The following is a 20959-nucleotide window of genomic DNA, read 5'->3' as shown; positions in this document are numbered from 1 at the left end:
GACTGCATTAACTTTTTGTTTTATTCAAATTTCTTTTTCTATACGGTAAATAATAAGATAGCCATAAAATGATACCCAATAAAAACCCCACTCCTGCCATATTTAATGCAACATTTAAATTTTTCTCCGCAAAAACCCCCTCCCCTACTGGAGACGGCTGCCATAGAAAAAATAGACTCAATAAAAACATAAACACAGGAATAGTGGTGCATGAGTATATGAATAAAATTATTAACTTCCATTTAGTTATACGGATCATTTTTTCTCTCCCGAATTATTGCCATTCGGTGAATTAAGTAAACCTGATGTGAGAGAGTCTGCGACATTACCCGCCACAGATGGCACTGAGCTTTGAGGGACCGGTTTTGATATTGTCCAAACTCCGCTCGACACCCATTCATATTGCTTTGACACAGGATTGAAGACCTTATCAAAAGGTACTTTTAAAATATTTCCTGCTTTATATCCTGCCCCAGAACTAGTAGTACTCATAAGTGCAGCCATAATCGGATCATCTCCACTTATTTCTGCCTGATAATACCCACCTGCTGCATTCCATGTAACCGTTGGGTTATAACCTTTACCCGCAGTAATCCCACCAACAATTACAGATCCAATTACATCAGACAGTTTTACCTCACCTGTCGTGCCATATTGAATACCTACATTTGCAGCCCCAGCAACTCCAACAGCAATTAATTGCTCCTTGCTGTTATTCACAATATTCGTAATAATTGCTTTCCCACCCATTATCACTACCGGCCAGGAAGTTGGGTTCATTACCACATCCATAAACCGATCACTTTTCGTGATATTATCCTTAAGGAATTTAAGATCAGACCCGTTAAGATATTTAACTATCGCAGCTGCATCCGGATCTTTCAGTTTATCACCCAGCCTTACCTGATGTTTATCAGCATCCAGAGCAATGTTAGTTTCCGCCTGAACCAGTTCTTCCCAGCTTACACAGGCAACACCTCCTCCGGTGCAGGCTTCCGCCAGTTCTTTACTGTTTTTATTGCTGATATCAATATATTTGTTAATTACGGCCTGACAGTCACCGCCCGACGCTTTACAGTCCGAGAGTTCTTTATCAAGCGCCCTGGCTTCTGCGGTGTGCAAATGATTATTCTCAACCGCATTTTTACCCGCCTGAGCCCCCGCCACCGCATCCGCCGTGCTGTCACCCACAACGCCGCCCGCAAGACCCGCCGCCAGCGTACCCAGCGCGCTTATCGTCTGCCGCTGCTCCTCAGACAGGTCACTGCGCTTAACCCCCGGATACAGCTGCTGCGCGATGTACTCGCCCATCACCGCGCCCGAGGCTCCGGCCAGCGCAGCATTGCCCGCCGCGTACGAGGTTACCGCACCCAGCACCGCGTGCGCCATCAGGTTCGCCTGGACATTTACCTTACCGTTCGCGTCCGTCGTCAGTTCATGTATCTTTTCCGCCAGGTACGGTGCCGACGCGCCGCTTATCGCCTGCGCCAGGTTCCCGCCCGACAGGCCCTGCACCGCCGCCGTCACTGCGCTGATGCCCTGCTGCAGCGACGAACCCGTGCCGAACGGCTTCATCGCATTGTCATACGCCCGCTGCGATATATCGGCTTCCGTATAAGGCTTACCGCTTGCCGCCAGCTGCTCACGCGCCGCCTGAAGAGCCGCCGGGTCCTGCTGCGCCTTCATGCCCGCTATCTGACCCTGCGTCCGTGCGATATCTCCCGCCTGAGCCCCGATTTCCCCGATAAGCTGCGCCGCCTTCAGCCGGTTCTGCTCCTTCTCCTTGTCGAAGATGACGTCCAGCCCCGGATTCGCGTTCGCCACGTCGCGGCTGAGGTCCGCCACGTTCTGCTTCTGCTTCGACGGGTCGCGGATGACGATAGTGCCTTCGCTCACCGCCGCCTTCGTGGTGGAGTCCGCGCTGCCGCTGTCGTTCAGCCCCGCCAGCATGCCGTTCGCCATGTTCCCGGCGAACTGACCGCCCACGCTGCCGCCCGTGCTCATGCCCGCACTCTGATGCTCCACCTCATATTCCGCGTGGTTCTCAATATTGCCGAAGCCCAGCGTGCCGGTGTCGAGCTTATTCAGGCTGGCATCTGCCGTACTCGCAATAACCGCGCCGTTCAGCTGCGTATGCTCACCCACCGTGACGTCAAAGCCGCCCTTGCCCGCAAAAATCCCGGTCTGCTCGGCCACGCTCTGCCAGGTGCTGTGCATCTTATCCCGGCTCACGTTCACGTTCGCCGACCCGGTCATTGAGCCGAAGGTGAAGCTGCCGCCCGCGCTGGCGCTCTGCTGCTTCGAGTCATAGCGGTCGCTGTCCTGCTCTGAGGTCAGCGTCAGGTTGCGGCCCGTGTCCACCTTCACGCTCTCACCGCTGGCCTGCGCGCCCGTGAGCGTCGTGTCGCGCCCGCTGGTCAGGCTGAGCCGGTTGCCCGCGTCCAGCGTGGTCTCGCTGTGCGCCAGCCCGTTGCCTTTTTCGCTGCCCTTCGCCGCGTTGACGCTCGCCGACACGCTGATGCCGTAGCCGCCTGACCCGACGCCGATACCGACCCCGACGCTGCCGCCCTTGCTGCTGTTCTTACTGTCGGTACTCTGCGTGTTCTGCGCCGACTGCAGCAGGATGTCCCGCGACGCATCCAGGCTCAGATCGCCGCCCGCCTTCAGCTGGCTGCCGGCGATGCTGATGTCGCCGCTCTGCGCCGTACCGTTTTTGCCGGTTGCCGTGACGGTCAGATTCCGGCCCGCCGTCAGCGTGCTGCCCTGCGACTGACTGCTCTCAGTTCGCGTTTCGCTTTTCGACGACTGACTGCCGTACGAGGCGCTGACGCCGATGGTGTTGGTCGATCCCGCCTGATAGCCGTCCTGCCCGGGCTTCAGGTCGCCGGCTGCATTGTGCGCGTCCGCGGCGGCAGTGTTCAGCCCGTCCATCTGAGCCGCCTGCGCCGCCTGCACCCCGTTCAGCGCCGCCTGGGTGTTCTGCAGCGCGCTGACCCGCCCGTCGCCCGACTTCCTCGCCTGCTGCGCGGTGCTCACCGCCGTGTTGAGCGCGCTGCCTGCCGTGCCTGACAGGGCGATGCTCAGACCGCTCTGTTTCTGTTCGAAGGTTTCCTTACGGCTGCGTGAATCAAAGCCCGGGTCGATAGTTACGCTGTCGCCCGTCAGGTTCATGTCTTTACCCGCCACCAGGTCTGCGCCGCCGACGTGCAGCCGGTTGCCCGCCGTGATGTCCACGCTGCCCTGGCTGCTGCCGATGGTGCTGACGCTCTGGCTCTGGGTGGTGCCTTTTTCATCAATTTCGTGCCGCGTGGACTGCTTGCCGATGGTGAAACCGATGCCACCGCTGCCCAGCAGCCCGCTCTTTTTGTTCTCCTGCAGCTGGTAGTGACTGTCGGTCTCGGTCGCCGCGCCGATCTCCACGTCGCGTCCGGCCCGCAGACTGACGTCCTGGTCTGCGGCCACCGCCGAGCCGGTCACCGTCAGGTCGCGCCCGGCAATGACCGTGACACTTTCGCCGCTCAGCAGGCTGCCGTTCTCGCGCGTGCTGCCGTCCTGCGTAATAGTGTGGCTGCTGCTCTTTTTCAGGAAGCCTTTTCTCTCAGAACGTTCTTCACTAAAGTCCAACGCCCGTTCGGTGGCGGTATTGAGGGTCACATCCTGTTTCGCCTGCAGTGCAACGGCCCCCAGCTCACTGTGCAGAGTGCTGGCCGTGGCGGTGATGCTGCCGTCCTGCGCTACCACCGTGACGCCATCACGTCCACTGAGTGTGCTCCCCACCACGTTCTCACTCAGCATTTCCTCTGAGCGTTCACCTTTGGTTTTCCGGCCGCGACTTTTTTCTTCTGAGACGCGGTGCTCGCTGTCTGTCGTGTGGCTGAGGATGACATCCTTTTTCGCCTGCAGCGCAACAGCACCCTGTCCGCTGTGCAGCGTGCTGCCGGTGACCGTCACGTTACCCTCACGCCCGATGACCGTTACACCCTGTTCTCCGCTGAAGGTGCTTCCCATGCTGCCCTCGCGAATCGTCTCCTCGTCACGATGACTGCGGGTATTACCCAGCCGCCTGTTCTCGCTGTCCAGGTCCTGCGTGTGGGTACGCGCGTCCTTGATGGTAACGCTCTGCGCGCTGACGCCAATGCGGCCCTCTGTACTGTCAACCTGCGCGCCTTCGGCCAGCAGGTTATTACCCGCCACCAGCGTCACGCCCTGGTCACCGCTCAGGGTGCTGAGCACCAGGCGATCTTCCGTGCGGCTGTTGCTGACCGATGAAGTCCGGCTGCCAGCCTCAAGATGGGTGGCATTGGTGGTGGTTTCAGCGCCGATGTGAATGTCGCCGCCAGCCTGAACCCGGGCAGAGCCGGAGGCGCTGGCCTGGCTACCGGTCAGCGTCAGGTCACGACCGGCCGAGAGCAGAAGATTGCCACCGGCGTTAAGCTCGCTGCCCTTTGCCTGCTGCCACTCGCCGCTGACCTGCGCCATGCGCCTGCCCGCTTCTTCTATGCCGCTGCTGGTGCGGTTACCCATCGCCCCGGAGATAACGTTCAGGCTGCCGCTGTGACTGCTTTTCGCGGCACCGATCTCCAGGTTGTTGCGCGCGCTCAGACTGAGGTTATTGGTGGCATTGAGTTTCGCGCCCTGCAGCCGGATATCGGTGCCGCTGAGGCTGATATTCTCAGCACTCATCGTCGCCTGACGCAGGGCATTCTGCAGATCGGTGCTGATCGTCAGCGTCTCCGCCTTCACATCAATGCTGCCCGCCTTGATATCGCCACCCAGGTGCTGAAACTGCCCGCTGTCGATGGAGAGCGCCTGGTCCGCAAAGAGGTTACCGGCATTAGTCACGCTGTCTGCCGAGAGCTGCAGATTACCGCCGCCAATCACCGCGCCCGCGCCAGTCAGGCGCAGCGTGGTCTGTGCCAGATAAACTTTCGGCACCCACACCGTCTGAGGGCCGTCTGCCGTATCAACCGTTTCGCTGACCAGCCAGACGATATCCTGTTGCAGCGCCGCAATCTGCTGCGGCGTCAACGCCACGCCCGGCACCAGATGGAAATCCTGCGCTACTTTAGAGCCGTTGTTCATTAGCTCCTGATACTGCGCCATCGCATCCCAGCCGTTAACGGAAGGCCTGCCGGTCAGCTTCAGGACCTGCTCGCGTACCAGACGCTGCTCATAAAAACCGTCGCCCAGGCGTTTATGCACCTGTGACGGGTCGTAACCCACCCGTTCAAGCAGATAGTCGCTGCTGATAAATTTGCTCTGACTGGTAAAGCGCTCATCAGTCACAATCAGGAACGGACTGCCCGCCGCGGTATGCTGGCTGAACAGACCATTATTGGGGATGGTTGTGGCGACTTTCTCCAGCTGTTGTAGCGCCGTCAGGGCCAGTTCGGCCGGTAACAGTGGGCGACCCGATGTGTTAGCACCCGTCGTAAGTTCTGTGTCGCCGTCATGGCGGGCGACCCCGTCCACGGCAAAGGCCAGTGGGTTACGTTCATACTCAGCGCGCTCAGCGTCCACTGCCTGCAGCGCCGCTTCAAGCTGGCTTATCTGCGCCTGATTAACGGTGGTATTGCTGATGCTGGCCCCGTTAATGCTGACGTTGCCGTTGCCGGTAATGATGCCGTCAACGGTTGCCAGGGCGGTGGTCTCATCGGAATTGAAGGTCGGATACCAGTGATGGGTATCCTTGTCATAGTGGTCGACAATCACTTCCTGCCGTCGCTCATTAACCGAGTAGCCCCGGTTATCAATGCTACCACCGCCATCCAGTGTCAGATTGCCGTTAGCCGTGATCACGCTGGCATCGTTGAGTAACGCTCCGGTGATGCGCAGGATCATGTTGCCGCCCGCCAGAATACGGGCACCCATGCCTTCGCTGACCAGCCGATCACGCGTTATGGTGCCAGTTGCAGTTCGTTCACGGAAATTGTTGTAATCAGTAACGAACGGCGCATTGTCGATGTCGATATGTTTTTCGGGATCCCATTGCTCCAGACGTCCACGATCATGTTCACGCCACACCGTATTTTGATAGGGAGTCGGTACGTTATTTTGCCGGAATCCGCGGGTTTCATAGAACGTCATGGCATACGTGCCATCGGCGCTGGGGTTCAGTGCCAGATAGTTAACCCAAAGATCGGTCAGCACGCCCTGATTGTTCATGACCCGTACCTGAGCGCGTTTGCCCACTGCGTCAATTGCCAGCAGGGTGCCGTAAGGATTGCTCTGCGCCGCGGCCTCATCCTGGAAAGTCAGTTGCTGAGTCGTTGACGCCATGGTGCTGAGATCCGTGCTCACTGCTGAGCCGTAAGATCGCCAGTAGTAGTTATAACGATGCCACTTGTAGTCGCTGGTCTCAGCCTCACGCTCTATCACCAGCCCTTCGCGCAGGTTGTCTAGCCGCCGCGCTTCCAGCGTCATATCACCGTCCGCTTCAATAAAGCTCGCCCGGTTCTCGATCAGGTCATCGCTATGCAATGACAGGCGATTGCCGCTATAGAGCAGCGCGCCATCTGTGTTGCTCAGCCGCTCACGGGCCTGCAGGGTCAGGTTTTGAGTTGCCGCGATGACCGCAGGCTGTCCATGGTTGTCGATCACCCGGGAACGCACGGTGACTTCATCACCTATCAACGCGGCACGGTTATCCAGCGAGTCGACATTCAGCGTCAGGTCGTCGGCTTCAAGACGCCCGCTGTTCAGCAGCGCACCGGTCGTGAGCTGAACTGTTTTGCCCACCAGCATCGCCGGGTTGGTTATGCCTGCCGCATTCAGCACCAGATTACCCGGCAGCAGCCAGTCCACCAGGTTAGTAAACGCCCCGCTCAGAGAGACAGTCACCGTGCCGTTACTGCTGATGGTTTCGCTCGCCTGGCGGGTGTAGTCCTGTTGCGCGGTCAGCGTCAGAGCTTGCAGGCCCAGCAGCGTGCCGCCCTGATTATCAAAAGAGTGTGCATGGATGCTCAATGCGCCAGCACTCTCCAGCCTTCCGCTCTGATTGAGCAGCACCAGCGGTGAATCAGTCGGTGAGAGATCACCGTTGAGGGTGAGATCGCCATTCGCCAGCACCCGTCCCTGCCGGTTGTCCAGCTGTGCAACACCGCGCAGCATGAGCGTTCCGGCGCTCTGCAGCCGTCCGGCGCTGTTATCGATATCACGGGCAGTAATGTCGCTGTAGGTGGTGCCGAGTAACAGACCGCCGTCGCGGTTGATAAGGCGATCGGCCTGCAGTGAGAGCCCCGCCTGACTGCTGATCACACCCTGGGTACTGTTATCGATCGCCGTGGCGTTCAGCACTAAATCTTGCGTGGCCACCAGCTGGCCGCCCTGATTGTTCAGTTGTGCGGCTTCAAGGGTCAGCGCCGCGCCGCTGTGGACTTTGCCCTGCTGGTTGTTGAGCGTGCCGACGTGATAACTTCCCGCGCCCTGGCTAATCAGTGTGCCGCTGGCATTCTCCAGCTGCCCGGTGGTCAGATTAATCGCTTCACGGCTGCTGAACACGCCCTGACGGTTGTTGATCGCTGCGGCATTGATCTGCTGCCCGCCATTACTGCGTACCGCGCCGCCCTTGTTATCAAACTGCCCTGACAGCTGAAGTGTCAGCTGTTGCTGGCTGTCGATATTGCCGCCTGTGTTGTTCAGCGTCTGCGCATCCAGCTGGAACGCTTCGCCGCTCTGGATCTTACCGGCCTGGTTATGCACATCCCCGGCCAGATTCAGCTTCAACTGCCGCTGACTGTAGAGCAGACCGCCCTGGGTGTTATCGAGTCGCGCAGCGGTAATAGTCAGCCCCTCACCAGCCAGCCACTGGCCATCCGCATTGTTAATGTTACCGGTGCGGCTGCCTTCGGTCTGACCCTGAACGGTAAGCTGCTGCTGAGCAGAGACTTTACCGGCCAGGTTGTTGATATCCTGCGCAATGCGTAACGCCATGCCAGCAGCCGATTGCAACACGCCGCTGGCGTTACTAAGCCAGTTCGCCGAGAGTTCAGCCTGCTGCTGACTTTGTACGCTGCCCGCCGTGTTATCGAAACCGGCAGTCGTGGCAGTCCAGCTTCCCTGGCTGCCCATCCAGCCCTGCGTATTGCTCATCTCCTGCGCCTGAAGCGTCTGGCTTAACCGGCTGAAGATGCGGCCATTGCTGTTATCCAGACGACCAGCAACCTGCATATCCAGCGTATCCAGCGCATTGATCGCGCCCTGAGCATTTAACAGATTTGCGGCGCTGGCCTGCGTGCGGCCATTACCGGTCAGGGTGCCACCCTGATTGTCCCAGTCGCCCGCCAGGTTCAGCGTCAGTGCCTGCTGGCTGAGAATCTGCCCTGACTGGCGATTGTTCAGTGCGCCGCCCTGCAGCAGCAGATCGCCGCCGCTTTGCAGCGATCCGCCATCGTTATCAAATAGCGTCGCTGCGGTGCCATGGACCGCGAGGGCATTTTTCGCCGTGAGTTTGCCGCTCTGGTTGAGGATATCGCCACGGCTGGTCAGCTCCAGATCACCGCCAGACTGCAACCGGCCGCTGGCGTTATTGAGCTGATCTGTCGTCGCCGTGACTCGCTCACCGCCCTGTGCCGTTCCGTCGCGGTTCTGCCAGAGTCCGCCGCTGTTGAGTGAGAGATGATGACCCGCTTCGATCCAGCCATCGCTGTTATCCAGGCCCTGTAGTGTCGTCAGATCGAGATCGCGCTGGCTGACGATCTCGCCCTGCACATTATTCAGATGCTGCGTGGTCAGCGACAGCTGACCGCCGTTCAGGGTGCCAGCGTGATTATCGAGATCACCGCCCGCGCTGAGCGTCAGCGCATCACCGGCCAGCAGCTTACCCTGACTGTTGTTAACCACGTCGCGGGCATTAATAGCCAGCGCGGCCTGGGTTTTAACGGTGCCACCCTGGTTAGTCAGGCTGCCTGTCTCAAGCGTCAGATCGCCGTTGTTACCCAGCTCACCCGCGGTATTGTCGAGCAGACCGTCAATCCGCCATTTTTGGGCGGCGTTGTCGAGTGCGACCATGCGTCCACGCTGGTTATTCAGCGAGGCGGCCCGGAAGCTGAGTTGCCGGCTCTCAATCGCTCCGTCGCTGTTATCCAGCCCACCACTCAACGTGAAGCGGCTTTCGCCACTTCCGGTCTGCGACCATCCGGCCTGCTGGCTGAACAGGCTGCGTCCATCGATCTGCCAGCGCCCGGCACTAATCTGCGCCTGCTGCGCCTCGATATCACCTGCCGTATTAATCACCAGCTCATAGCCATTGATCACCGCCTGCCGCACGGCAACACCACCCTCCTGAGCCGTCAGCGTTGCGCGGCTGGCGGCGACCTGAGCGCCACTGAGATCGACCCGGCGTCCGCGCGCGCTGACCTCTTTTTTGCTCAGCAGGCTGCCGCTGGCCCGAATGGTATCCTGGCTCTCCAGCTGCAGATTAGCTTCCTGTACAACCTGGCTACTGGCATCGCTGCCTGCCAGCAGGTGTCCGCTGCTCTGGATGCTGCGGGCCGCCGTCAGCCGCACATCACCTGCCGCCGCCAGGGTGCCGGACTGAGTGATTCCGCCTTCGCGGCTCCGGACCGTCAGCTGACCGCCACTGTGGAGTTTGCCCTGATAGTCAATATCCTCTCTGGCCGCCAGGCTGATGTCGCCTCCGGCCTGCGTCACGCCATCCTGCGCCGCCAACTGCCAGACAAGCTTACCTTCGCTGCTCACCACCAGCGTTTTGCCCGCCTGCACCTGAGCGTTCTGATTTCGCACGCCGACGCCCGCTTCAGTGCCTATCATGCGGATCTGGCCGCTGTACATGCCGCCCATCTGCCCCATGTCGATCGCCAGTTCAGGTCTGGCGCTGCCGTCATCAGCCAGCGGTGTGAACGTCTGTGCGTCTGCGCTTACGCGATTGCGACCGGCCACCACCGCCAGCTCTTTTTTGGCCCAGACGCCCGCATTGATCTCCACCGCGCGGGCCAGTACGTCAACATACTCAGTATCATGACGCGGATCGCCGTTGAGTCCGCCGCCTTCAATGCGCACCACGCCGCGTTCGACCTGATAACCCGCCAGACTGCCGTCAGCGTTGAGCTGTGGTTTGCCGGTGGTCAGCGTCATCCGTCCGGCGTTGATGGTGCCGCATCCGTTACAGACAATCCCGGCCGGGTTGGCAACGATCACCTGCGCCCGTCCGCCCGCCACTTCCATATAACCGCGCAGCTGGCTGGGATTATTGCTGTTTACTTCGTTGATGATCACCCGCGCCGCTGGGGTGTCTGGGTTGAGATTCGGGTTGCCCTGAATCATTCCGGCCAGTTGTGTTGAGGTCATCACTGCGGAGTTATTCAGGATGGCGCCGTTCTGCGCGACATCGAATTGCTGATACTGGTTATGCGAGATACCCGCCTGATTGGGGGCGGTGATATTAACCTGCGGAAGCCCATTCTGGGTGGCGATGACGTCCGGCCGCTGTCCTGGCGTAGCATTGCTATCCGCCACAATGCCGTTCGCCATTGCAGGCCTGGCAAACAGGGCCATTCCCAGCAGCCACGCCGCGCGGCGTAAAGTGACCCAGAGACGCGGCGCGCCGTTGCCACGGCTCTGGCCGGGTTCCGTGCTGCAACTGCGGGCAAGTTCTGACACCACCCGGAGTTCCCCATGGGTGCGGCTGAAGATAATGCGATAGCAATGTTTATTCATGTGTCACATCCATGTGAAAGTCACTCTGTTCAGATAGCGGGATCGCCCGCTTTGGTGGTCAGATTTCCAGGTTAACGCTGAAACCCGCCGTCGCGCCTGAGGTATGAAAACCCGCGGGTTTATAGAGCGGAATGCCCGCAAACAGGTCGTAGCTGAAGCGCCCCCAGAGCGCGCCGCGTACCCCTATTGCACTGCCTGCCAACTGATGCCCGACAAGATCGCGAGTCGCAGGCCCGCTTACCCGGCCATAATCGGCAGCCAGATAGAGCTCATGCCCGCGCGAGAAAAGATTCCAGCCAATTTCGTTGCGCCACAGCAGTCCTTTTTCCCCCGACAACATCTGTTCACCGTCGAAGCCGCGTACCGTATAACGGCCGGCAATCGCCATGCGCTCCTGTGGCGTCAGGGCATTTGGACTCCATTGTCCCCGCACACTGCTGTAGACCCGCCAGGGCTGCTCGCCCACGGCGAAAGGATGGTTGATGCCGAGGTCGCCCAGCAATATGCCGGTACGCGCGCTGCCCTGATGACGCGACTCTTCTGGTGCAGGAAGCGCATTAAACGCCCCGGTACCGCGCCGCCAGGCGATACTGGCGTCCAGCGTGCTGCTGCCCAGATAGCTATGCTGATTCAGGCCCAGTTCCCAGCCCGCGGTGCGCCGCTTTTGCTGCACAATGTCGATATCGTTGACGGCGTTGGTGGAATGTTTGCGGTAGCCAAGCAGATTAAGCGTGGTTTTGTTCGACTGATCGCGGTAGAGCAACCGGGAGACCATGAGCTGGAAATTATCGCTCTTGCCGCTGTAGCGCAGCACCTCATTGGCATTGGGGATGTTCTGGTGATAGGTGTAGTCGTTGTAGTTGGCGGAAACGGCCCAGTAGCCTATCGGGAAAAAGTAATTCAGGGTGTGCGAGCGGTTACCGAACGGCCCATGCTCAAACAGATTTTTGCCAATATTGGCGTAAAACAGATCGTTCTGCGCAAAGGGCGCATCCACTGCGAGGGTGGCGGAACCGAGGTAGCGCCCGGTACTTCTGGAGCCGCTGTCATCCAGTCCCAGACTGAGCCGCACCGGTCTGCCTTCGCGCCAGTTGACCTGCAGATCGCTGGTGGCTTCCTGCTCGCCCGGCACGATTTTAATGTCGGCACTGGCACTGGGCACCCGCTTGAAGTTTTCCAGCCCCTGCTCAATATCCCGCAGATTTAATATCTCGCCCGATGACGCCGGAATCGCATTCCACAGCCGTCCACGCCAGGAAACCGGTTCATCAAAACGGATCCTGCTGATACGGCCCGGCTGTAACGTCAGCGTTAATACGCCTTTAGTCAGATCCTGCTCCTGTGCCATGACGCGGGTGGTGACATAGCCTTTGGCGAGAATTGCATTCTGCACTTTGTTAATGACCAGCACGATGCCCTGTCCGCCCAGGCAGCGGCCGGTGGCATCCGCGGCGGCGTCGAGCGCCCACTGAAAACGGCTGGCTTCGTCGCCAGTCAGGGCGATCTGATTGATGGTAAAGCAGGGCTGCTCACTGACAGGATAACCGGGCAGACGACTATCAGGACGGGGAAGATTTTCATTCGCCTGCGGCGCATTCTGCTGTTGCAGCACGCGCTCGCGCGTCTGCTGACGCAGTTGCTCGCGGGCATCAATCGCCTGGCCTTCTTCGCGGGGATTATCGGCTGGCGGGGCTGCCATCAGCGGGAAAGCAGAGCAGAGCAGCGCGCCTGCCACCATGGTGAGCAGACGCACTGGCGGATGCCAGAGCGATAAACAAATCCTTTTCATGAAAATTCCATCTCACTAAATGTAACCGGGTGTAAATTCTGGCGAATTATCCATCAGGCGAGGGGAAAAACAAGAGGGCTGGCTATTTTTAGGGCGGTTTCTTAACCACCGGATTGATGAAAAACCTTAGAGTATGACAGGAGAAAAATTAGCTATTAACCTTTTGATATATAGACATAATATTTACCACCTGGCGCATCACAACAGCCGATTTCTGATGACCGGCAATGGCAGTTTAGGCACTTTAGCGTATTCATTTGCATCCTAAAAAATGGCCGCCATAGCGGTCACACTCAGGTATGAGTTGAAGACATCAGGCCAAAAAATCCCATAAAAAAAGGGACGATTACTCGTCCCTTTTTCGCACAACAAATAGCATTACTGTAGCAGCGAGATATCCGCGACCTGCAGGAACAGCTCACGCAGTTTTGACAGCAGCGTCAGGCGATTAACCCGCACCGCCTGATCGTCGGCGTTAACCATCACTTTATCGAAGAAGTTGTCTACCGCAGTACGCAGCTGTGCCAGTTCGACCAGCGCGTCCTGATAACGACCTTCAGCGAAGTAAGGCTGCAGCTTGCTGCTCAGCGCAGTGACAAAGGTCGCCAGCTGGATCTCTTCGTTCTCTTTCAGCAGCGACGCCTGCACGCTCTCATTCAGCGTTTCAGTCGATTTTGCCAGAATGTTAGAGACGCGCTTGTTCGCCGCCGCCAGTGCTGCGGCTGCTTCCAGCGTACGGAAGTGAGACACCGCTTTCATGCGTGCATCAAAGTCAGCCGGACGGGTCGGACGACGCGCCAGAACCGCCTGCAGCGTGTCGATGCTGTGACCCTCTTCCTGATACCAGGCGCGGAAGCGACCCAGCATAAAGTCGATCACATCATCCACCACGCGGGCGTTGCTCAGCTTGCTGCCATACAGGCGCACCGCTTCTTCGGTCAGAGTCTGCAGATCGAGCGGCAGGTTCTTCTCAACGATGATACGCAGCACGCCCAGCGCCGCACGACGCAGTGCGAACGGATCTTTGTCGCCTTTTGGATGCTGACCAATGCCGAAAATACCGGCCAGCGTATCCATTTTATCGGCAATCGCCAGTGCACAGGCGACAGGGCTGGACGGCAGAGCGTCACCGGCAAAGCGCGGCTGATACTGCTCATTCAGCGCCACCGCCACATCTTCGGCTTCGCCGTCGTGACGCGCGTAGTGCATGCCCATAACGCCCTGGGTGTCGGTGAACTCGAAGACCATGTTGGTCATCAGGTCACACTTCGACAGCAGGCCCGCGCGGGTGGCGTAATTCACATCTGCGCCAATTTCACCGGCAATCCAGCCCGCGAGGGCCTGAATGCGATCGGTTTTATCACGCAGCGTGCCCAGCTCTTTCTGGAACAGCACCGTCTCCAGACGCGGCAGGTGATCTTCCAGACGCTTTTTGCGGTCGGTATTAAAGAAGAACTCCGCATCGGCCAGGCGTGGACGTACCACTTTTTCGTTGCCGGAGATAATCTGGCGCGGATCGCTGGATTCGATGTTGGTGACGAAAATGAAGTTCGGCATCAGGTTGCCGTCATTGTCATACACCGGGAAATACTTCTGATCGCCTTTCATGGTGTAGACCAGCGCTTCCGCAGGTACCTTGAGGAATTTCTCTTCAAAGGTCGCGGTCAGGACCACCGGCCACTCCACCAGCGATGTCACCTCTTCCAGCAGGCTGTCGCTGATATCAGCGTTGCCGCCTAAACGGCGTGCTGCTGCTTCAGCATCGGCTTTAATCATCGCTTTGCGGACCTGATAGTCGGCAATGACCTGGCCGCGTTTTTCCAGCACATCAGGGTACTGATCGGCGTTGTCGAGCGTGATTTCGCTTTCACCCATAAAGCGGTGACCACGAATAACCCGATCTGACTTAATGCCCAGAATGGTGCCAGGGATCAGCTCATCGCCCAGCAGCATCGTCACGGTGTGAACCGGACGGACGAACTGCACATCGCTGTTGCCCCAGCGCATCAGTTTTGGCACCGGCAGCTTGCTGAGCGCGGTAGCGATCATTGCGGGCAGCAGCGCCTGGGCCGCTTCGCCTTTGACCTGAGCGCGATAAACCAGCCATTCGCCTTTATCGGTGGCGAGACGTTCAGCCTGATCGACGGTAATGCCGTTGCCACGCGCCCAGCCTTCAGCGGCTTTGGTCGCGTTGCCGTCAGCGTCAAACGCAGCAGAGATCGCCGGTCCGCGCTTCTCTACTTCCCGATCGGGTTGTGAGGCGCTCAGGTTTGCGACTTTCAGCGCCAGACGACGCGGCGCAGCAAACCAGTTGACCTCGCCGTGGCTCAGGTTAGCGGCATCCAGTTCAGCAGTGACCTGCGCGGCAAAGGCTTCTGCCAGGCTGCGCAGGGCTTTTGGTGGCAGCTCTTCGGTGCCGATCTCCACCAGGAAGGTTTGTTCAGTCATGGCTGCCTCTTACTTTTTGTTATTGCACATCGGGAAGCCCATAGCCTCGCGAGAGGCGTAGTAAGCTTCAGCCACGGCTTTGGTCAGGGTACGAATGCGCAGAATATAGCGCTGACGCTCTGTTACCGAGATCGCTTTGCGGGCATCCAGCAGGTTGAAGCTGTGTGCCGCTTTAAGAATGCGTTCGTAGGCGGGCAGTGGCAGCGGTTTTTCCAGCGCCAGCAGATGCTGCGCCTCTTTCTCATACTGCTCGAAGCAGGTAAAGAGGAAATCAACGTCGGCGTATTCGAAGTTATAGGTGGATTGCTCCACTTCGTTCTGATGGAACACGTCGCCGTAGGTGGTTTTGCCCAGCGGACCGTCGCTCCACACCAGATCGTAAACGCTGTCGACGCCCTGGATGTACATCGCCAGACGCTCCAGACCGTAGGTGATCTCGCCGGTCACCGGCTTACACTCCATGCCGCCAACCTGCTGGAAGTAGGTGAACTGCGTCACTTCCATGCCGTTGAGCCACACTTCCCAGCCGAGTCCCCAGGCACCCAGCGTCGGGTTTTCCCAGTTATCTTCCACGAAGCGAATGTCATGCACCGTCGGGTCCATACCCAGCTCTTTCAGCGAGCCAAGATAGAGCTCCTGAATGTTATCCGGTGAGGGTTTGATGATCACCTGGAACTGGTAATAGTGTTGCAGGCGGTTCGGGTTTTCACCGTAGCGGCCATCGGTAGGACGGCGTGATGGCTGCACGTAAGCGGCGGCGATCGGCTCCGGGCCGAGTGCGCGCAGGCAGGTCATCGGGTGTGAAGTGCCAGCGCCCACTTCCATGTCCAGCGGTTGGACAATGGTGCAGCCCTGACGCGCCCAGTAATCCTGCAAGGTCAGGATCAGCCCCTGAAAGGTTTTGGTATCAAACTTTTGCATGTTGAGTGTGCACGCGCTTCGGTTAGATTAAAAAAAGAGGCCGACAGTATACCCTTTGACCGCGCGATGTGCAGCCGTAAATCCCAGGCGCTACCGGCGCGTTTTCGCGGTGATTCAGGGCGCTGGCATACAGATGGCTCCGAATCCTGCTGGCAGCAGTTGTTGCTCTGGTCGCATTTGGCTACCCTTTTGCGCACGGACGCGATGCGCAAGAGGATGCCATGCCGCAAAAGATTTACTGGATCGATAATTTACGCGCGGTTGCCTGCCTGATGGTGATCGTGATTCATACCACCACCTGGTATATCACCGGGCCGATGGCGGTGACTGGCATCACCTGGGATGCGGCTAATCTGCTGAACTCAGCATCACGCGTCTGTGTTCCGCTGTTCTTTATGATCTCCGGCTATCTGTTTTTTGGCGAACGCAGCGCCCAGCCGCGCCATATGCTCCGGCTGGTGCTCTGTCTGTTGTTCTACAGCGCGGTATCGCTGGCCTATATCACCTGGCTGACCCCCATCAGCGAAGGGCGATCAATCCTGAAGATGCTGCAGAAGCCGGTGTTTTATCACCTGTGGTTCTTCTTTGCGCTGATCGGCATCTATCTGCTGTCGCCCCTGATCCAGGTAAAAACCGTGCAGGCGCGCTACGTGGCGCTGCTGGTGCTGGTGCTGGCGGTGCTCGCCAATCCCAATACGGTCAGCCAGTCGCTGGGGCCGTTTCACTTTCTGCCGGTTAATCTCTATGTCAGCGGTGACAGTATCTACTACCTGCTCTATGCGCTGCTGGGACGGGCTATCGGCACGATGGAGACGACCCGGCGCGGCCTGACGCCGCTGGCTGCCGGGCTGTTTATCGCCTGTGTGATTGGCATTACGTTAGGGACGAAACAGGCGTTGATCGTCAACGGGGCGTTTAATGACACCTGGTATCTCTACTGCGGACCGCTGGTGTTTATCGCCGCGATCAGCCTGCTGATCGTGTTTAAAAACAGCCTGAACCAGCGCACGCTGCCGGGTTTAACGGTGATTGCACGCTATTCACTGCCGATCTACGGCTTTCATGCGCTGTTCATTCACTACCTGCGAACGCATCATTACGATGATATGTCACGTCCGTGGCTCGACCTGCCCTGGGTGTTCGGGCTGACGCTGGGCGGCAGCCTGCTGCTGGGTATGGCACTGAAACGCGTCGATACCCGTCACTTTGTCAGCTGATCGGCTTCACGCTGGCGGGCGCGCCGTAGCTGGCGCGCAGATGAAAACCCCGCCGCCAGCGCCGCTTTTTCGGCAGATTCACCCTGCTGCTGACGCTGGCGTGCCACGCCAACCCGCAGCTGCTCATGGTATTCACGCACGCTAATCCCCAGATGCTGGCGAAACAGCCGCGCCAGATGGCGGCTGCTGACATGCGTGCGTCCAGCCAGCTCGGTCAGGGTCCAGCCGTGCTCAGGATGGGCAGTCATCAGATCCTGCGCCCGGTGAATGGCCGGATGCATGTGGTTGCGGTAACGCAGCCACGGCGAAAGTTGCGGATCGTCACCGGCACGGCGGAACCAGACCACCATCTCCCGCGCTACCGCCAGCGCGGTTTGCGTATCACAGAGCTGATTAATCAGATGCAGCGCCAGATCGATTCCCGCCGTGATGCCTGCGCTGGTCCAGATATTCTCATGCCCGACAAACACCCGGTTCTCCTGCACCCGTGCGCGCGGGGCCGCGGCTTTCAGACGGGCAATCACATCATGATGAGTGGTGCAGAGCACGTCATCCAGCATGCCTGCCTGCGCCGCCAGCAGCGCCCCCGAGCAGACGCAGACCAGCATAAAGGTCTGCGCGCGCAGCGCGGCGTGCTGGCGCATCAGCCAGTCGCGAGCCTCTCCGGCCTGCGGCGTGGCGTAACAGAGCTGCGAGTCATAGACGCCAGGCACCACCAGCAGACTCCCGGCGGGCAACTGATCAGGTAACGGTTCGATGCCGCCAATGGTCATGCCGGTGGAGCAGACCACCTCCGGCTGCGGGCCGATGTAGCGCAGCGTAAAGTGATCGCCCGCCAGCTTCAGCGTCTCGGCCGGTCCGGTGAGATCCAGCGCCATCACGCCGGGCAGGGTTAAAAACCAGACGGTGTGTGTCATGCTGGCCCGCGCTACACCAGATCCCAGCCACGGGCGCGCCACAGCGCAGGCAGTTGCGCCATATCGTCGAAGCGCGTCACCAGCGGGTGATCCAGTTCAGGGTTGTGCGGATCAGCGCAGTAGTAGTAGACCGGAATGCCAGCGGCGATACCGGCGCGGGCGCCCGCTTCGGAGTCATCCACCAGAATGCAGCGCTCAATCGGCACCTGCATCTGTTCTGCCGCGTGGTACATCAGTTCCGGATCAGGCTTCCAGTGCAGAATGTCATAGCCGCTGTAGAGGTGCTCCGCAAACAGCGGCAGCATGCCGGTTAAGCCCAGCGAGTGCTGCATCTTTTTTACCGTCCCGTTTGAAACCACGCACATCGGTACCTTGATCTGCTCAACCAGCGCTTTCGCGCCCGGGATGGGCTGCAGTTGCTGATCAAACAGCCGCGCGACCTCTGCGCGATAGGCGGTCTCCACCTCTTCCATCGGCAGCGTCACCTGATGCGCGTCGCCGACGTCACGAATAATGTCGTAGAGTTTGACGCCCTTATACTTCTCAAACATCTGCTGCAGCGACAGTTCCAGGCCGTAACGGGCAAAGGTGTTGACGTAGGCCTGGGTACAGAGCAACTCACTGTCCACCAGCGTGCCATCGCAATCAAAAAAGACGCATTCTACTGACATCAGACTCTATCCTTCGATTCAGGGGTGTGCTCCACACTCTACCGCACTCAGCGCAGATTGCGAGACTGGCAATCGGTTGCGAAAAATCATTGTATTGCCCCGGTAAAATCGCCAGGATACGCGCCGATGATTTTTTCTTCTGGATGGATGGCATGAGCAAGCAAGGCGTTTTGCAGCGCATCTTCAGGCTGCAGGAACATGGCACCACGGTGCGCACCGAAGTGATCGCGGGTATCACCACCTTTCTGACGATGGTCTACATCGTCTTCGTCAATCCGCAGATCCTCGGCGTCGCCGGCATGGATACCCAGGCGGTGTTTGTGACCACCTGTCTGATTGCCGCCTTTGGCAGCATTCTGATGGGACTGTTTGCCAATCTGCCGGTGGCGCTGGCGCCCGCAATGGGGCTGAACGCCTTTTTCGCCTTTGTGGTGGTTGGCGCGATGGGCTATTCGTGGCAGGTGGGTATGGGCGCGATCTTCTGGGGTGCGGTCGGCCTGCTGATCCTGACGCTACTGCGGGTTCGCTACTGGATGATTGCCAATATCCCGCTGAGCCTGCGTGTCGGCATTACCGCCGGTATCGGCCTGTTTATCGCCATGATGGGGCTGAAGAATGCCGGTATTATCGTGCCGAATCCCGATACCCTGGTGGCCGTGGGGAACCTGACCTCGCACAGCGTACTGCTGGGCGCGCTGGGCTTCTTTATCATCGCTATTCTGGCATCACGCAATATCCACGCGGCAGTGCTGATCTCGATGGTGGTTACCACCGCTATCGGCTGGATGCTGGGCGACGTGAAGTTTGTCGGCCTGTTTTCTGCGCCGCCTTCCATTACTTCTGTGGTTGGCCAGGTGGATATCAAAGGCGCCTTCAACATCGGCATGGCAGGCGTAATCTTCTCCTTTATGCTGGTCAACCTGTTCGACTCCTCCGGCACGCTGATCGGCGTCACCGACAAAGCGGGACTGACTGATGAAACCGGCACTTTCCCGCGCATGCAGCAGGCGCTCTATGTCGACAGCATCAGTTCAGTGAGTGGCGCGCTGGCAGGCACCTCATCCGTGACCGCCTATATCGAAAGCACCTCGGGCGTGGCGATTGGTGGCCGTACCGGCCTGATGGCCGTGGTCACCGGCCTGCTGTTCCTGCTGGTGACCTTCCTGTCACCGCTGGCCGCGATGGTGCCGTCCTACGCCGCTGCGGGCGCGCTGATTTACGTTGGGGTGTTAATGACCGCCAGCCTGTCGCGCGTTCGCTGGGATGATTTGACCGAAGCCGTTCCGGCGTTTGTGACCGCCGCCATGATGCCCTTCAGCTTTTCCATCACCGAAGGCATTGCGCTGGGATTCATCGCTTACTGCGTCATGAAGCTGGGTACTGGCCGCTGGCGTGAAATCAGCCCCTGCGTAGTGATTGTTGCTCTGCTGTTTGTGCTGAAGATTGTTTTTGTAGACGCGCACTAAGCGCATTCAGGGCCGCAACCTCCGGGTTGCGGCTTTTTACATTTCAGGATGCAGGCTGCGCTCGCTGGGCAGGCTGGTCAGCCGCAGAGCATGAGGCCCGATGTTGGGCTTACCCATCTCTATTTCGCGTAATGCGTGCCACTGAAAGGCGTTATCCATCTCCCACAGATGCAGACGCTGAGTCGCAGACGACAGCGCACACGACCAGACCAGCATGGGCTCCGCATCACACACCACCTGAATATCGGGATAGAGTGAAGATCGCAGCCGACCCGCACCGGGCAACAGGCGCAGCGAATCCAGTCCCCGATCGCCCTCTCCCGTCAGCTTGAGAATGCTCTGGCGTAATGTCCAGATCTGCGTCACCGCCTCCATGGCATCCTGCTGGGCATTGATCCAGGCGATCTCGCCCGAGGTTAATCCCTGAATCAGCTGCTCCTGAGTCTGACGGCTTCTGGCATGCACAATCTCCATATCCAGACCGGCACGTCCACCCTCTTCGGCCAGCAGCACACCCACCGTATTACCCGCATAGGCGATGCTGAAATCGGGCAGATCGCTGTCAGCAAAAACGGGGCGTCCGTTGCTCTGGATAAGCAGGCGCGGCAGTTCGCCAATGCCATAAACCCGTAGCATCAGTTGTGCCAGCAGGGTACGGGCGGCAAGAAATCGCCCACGGCGTTTGTCAGCAAACTGCTGTGCCGTGTCGGTGATAGCCTGGGGAATGCGTAAATCATTAGCCGGGAAGCCGGGATCGCCCGTCCAGCGTACAAAATGACCAGCCATCTGTCGCTCCGTGAAAATGGTCAGATAATCATCAGAAGCATTGTAGGAATTTTCTTACCTTAATGCA

Annotated in this window: 9 protein-coding genes; 2 read left to right on the top strand and 7 right to left on the bottom strand. The window is 58.8% G+C overall.

Features of this window, described 5'->3' with window-relative positions:
• Window positions 1-255: 255 nt before the first annotated feature.
• The 4 genes from LC417_RS19520 to glyQ form a co-directional block, all read right to left on the bottom strand.
• Window positions 256-10677: a hemagglutinin repeat-containing protein gene (locus tag LC417_RS19520; protein ID WP_223566254.1), complete on the bottom strand. Its 10422-nt coding sequence runs from the start codon at window positions 10675-10677 to the stop codon at window positions 256-258.
• A 58-nt stretch (window positions 10678-10735) separates the two neighbouring features.
• Window positions 10736-12466 (bottom strand): ShlB/FhaC/HecB family hemolysin secretion/activation protein, encoded by a 1731-nt coding sequence (locus LC417_RS19515; RefSeq protein WP_223566253.1) that lies wholly within the window; start codon window positions 12464-12466, stop codon window positions 10736-10738.
• Between the two features lie 378 nt (window positions 12467-12844).
• The gene (glyS, locus tag LC417_RS19510; RefSeq protein ID WP_223566252.1) at window positions 12845-14914 is read right to left on the bottom strand and encodes a glycine--tRNA ligase subunit beta; all 2070 of its coding nucleotides are present in this window, start codon (window positions 14912-14914) and stop codon (window positions 12845-12847) included.
• Between the two features lie 9 nt (window positions 14915-14923).
• Complete coding sequence (glyQ, locus tag LC417_RS19505) at window positions 14924-15835, bottom strand: glycine--tRNA ligase subunit alpha (RefSeq protein WP_010258942.1); 912 nt, start codon at window positions 15833-15835, stop codon at window positions 14924-14926.
• 221 nt (window positions 15836-16056) lie between these two features.
• Between glyQ and LC417_RS19500 the strand changes: the two genes are divergently transcribed.
• Complete coding sequence (locus tag LC417_RS19500; RefSeq protein WP_010671618.1) at window positions 16057-17052, top strand: acyltransferase; 996 nt, start codon at window positions 16057-16059, stop codon at window positions 17050-17052.
• Here the strand turns inward: LC417_RS19500 and LC417_RS19495 are convergent.
• A complete protein-coding gene (locus LC417_RS19495; RefSeq protein ID WP_223566251.1) occupies window positions 17037-17969 on the bottom strand; it encodes a GlxA family transcriptional regulator in 933 nt (310 codons plus the stop codon). The two genes, LC417_RS19500 and LC417_RS19495, sit on opposite strands and share 16 nt — an antisense overlap.
• An 11-nt stretch (window positions 17970-17980) precedes the next feature.
• Entirely contained in the window at window positions 17981-18640 is a 660-nt protein-coding gene (gene yieH, locus LC417_RS19490) for a 6-phosphogluconate phosphatase (protein ID WP_010258939.1), read from the bottom strand.
• 152 nt (window positions 18641-18792) lie between these two features.
• Between yieH and LC417_RS19485 the strand changes: the two genes are divergently transcribed.
• A complete protein-coding gene (locus tag LC417_RS19485) occupies window positions 18793-20106 on the top strand; it encodes an NCS2 family permease (protein ID WP_010258938.1) in 1314 nt (437 codons plus the stop codon).
• A 36-nt stretch (window positions 20107-20142) separates the two neighbouring features.
• Here LC417_RS19485 and LC417_RS19480 read toward each other — a convergent pair whose 3' ends face one another.
• On the bottom strand, window positions 20143-20892 hold the full coding sequence (locus tag LC417_RS19480; RefSeq protein ID WP_010258937.1) for a 4'-phosphopantetheinyl transferase superfamily protein: 750 nt from the start codon (window positions 20890-20892) through the stop codon (window positions 20143-20145).
• Between the last annotated feature and the right edge of the window lie 67 nt (window positions 20893-20959).

The organism is Pantoea sp. OVA07A, assembly GCF_019969975.1.
In the GTDB taxonomy this organism is placed as follows: domain Bacteria; phylum Pseudomonadota; class Gammaproteobacteria; order Enterobacterales; family Enterobacteriaceae; genus Pantoea; species Pantoea agglomerans.
The sequence above is the reverse complement of the archived record's forward strand: the minus strand, read 5'-3'. Positions and strand labels throughout refer to the sequence as shown.